General features: G+C 35.0%; 2 protein-coding genes. Both read left to right on the top strand.

All coding sequences use genetic code 11. From position 1 onward, the window contains the following. Nucleotides 1-326: hypothetical protein (locus PLA12_12895; GenBank protein HOQ33392.1), on the top strand; the 326-nt coding region annotated here is incomplete at its 5' end. Nucleotides 327-405: 79 nt separating this feature from the next. Next, nucleotides 406-1641: hypothetical protein (locus tag PLA12_12890; GenBank protein ID HOQ33391.1), on the top strand; the 1236-nt coding region annotated here is incomplete at its 3' end.

Here is a 1641-nt window from a genome sequence, read left to right as displayed (position 1 = left end):
ATATAAATAGTGATGGGAAAATTGATGTTCAAGATTTGCAAATCCTCATGAAAAATATGGGGAAGAAACAAACAAATGTAAAATTAATAACGGAAATATTTAGCAATATTCCTAAAACAGATTGTAATGAACAACAAGTAAAAAAGACATGGACATACCATTCTTTTACGAATTTAACTACACTATATGAAGATAAAAAACTTGATAAATTATCAAAAATGTTTGCACGAAGAAGAGGGGGTATAGAAAATATTGTTTCTGCAAAACTTTATGGGGAAAAGTATCTCGCTTATCATATCAGTGCAAAATCTCCTCCCAATAGTTAAAAATATTTTTAACAGTCTTTTTAATCTTAACTTAGGAAATAATTAAACAAAGAATTATAAATTATAAGGAGAAACAAATATGATTAGAACAACTCAAAAAAGTATATTAGGGGTTATGCTATTAACTTTAACGATAGTGATTACCCCGTATGTAGGTAGGGCAGTAGAACCATGCCCCTTACCGTCCGACAATAATGCTTTATTGGATTTGCTATGGCCCATGTTTGATTCTAATCGGGATGGGGGACTATCTATATCAGAGTTGTCTGTGATATACCCTGTTCCTCAGCAATATTTTAATATGTTTGATGCAAATCATGATGGTAAAGTTGACCGTCAGGAATTTCAGCCTATACTTGCTCTTTTACAAGTCTATTTGCCCGGTGGGCTTTTATCCGTTGTAGATACCAATGGAAATCAACTGATAGAATCGCAAGAGGTATCTGGATATGTAAATCAACAGCAATTTCAAATGATGGATAGAAACAAAAATGGTGTTATAGATTGTGGTGATATTGGTGAATTACCCCCGATAGAAGGTGAGCCTGGCGTTGAAGGTGAACCTATTGAAGAAGGTGAAATAATTGTAGAAGGAGAACCTCCGGTTCCTGTTACAGACCCATGTGATTGGGTAAAGATGGCAATAGATGAATTTGCCAATCTTGACCAGAATCAAGATGGTGTTATCACAAGAGATGAGTTAAATTTCCCTATCATTATGATTTATCCGCCCATTGTTGATTTTGATGTATTATTCCAGCAATTTGATTTGGATAGTAATGGTGCTATTACAATTGCCGAATTGGAAGCATGGGCAGATATGTGTGGTATTGAGCCAGGAAATAATGGCGAATGCCCATTACCTACAATGTCGCTTCGTTCTTTATTAGAATTGGTTTTCCCCTATATAGATAAGAATGCCGATGGGAAATTAAGTTCTGATGAAATTAGAAGTATATACTCGGATATAGACAATGCATTAAGTCAGTATAACCTTACATTAGAACAGGTTTACGCAATAGTAGATGGGAATCATGACGGAGGAGTAACAATTGACGAATTAATGCCAATTTTAAGTATGTTGGCACCTCAAATAGGACTTGACCCCAACAATGTCCTTTCTATCATTGATAAAAATGGAGATATGATGATTAGTTATGAAGAGGTTTCGGAATATGTAACTCCAGAACAATTTTCTTATGTTGATACTAATGCCAACGGGTTGATTGATTGTAATGATTTGAAGCAAATTCCTCCAATATGGGAAGGTGAACTTCCTCCATGGGAAGGTGAACTTCCTCCATGGGAAGGTGAA

Origin of the sequence: Candidatus Hydrogenedens sp. (genome assembly GCA_035378955.1) — a bacterium.
Classification (GTDB): domain Bacteria; phylum Hydrogenedentota; class Hydrogenedentia; order Hydrogenedentales; family Hydrogenedentaceae; genus Hydrogenedens.
This window is presented reverse-complemented; position numbering and strand designations above follow the sequence as displayed.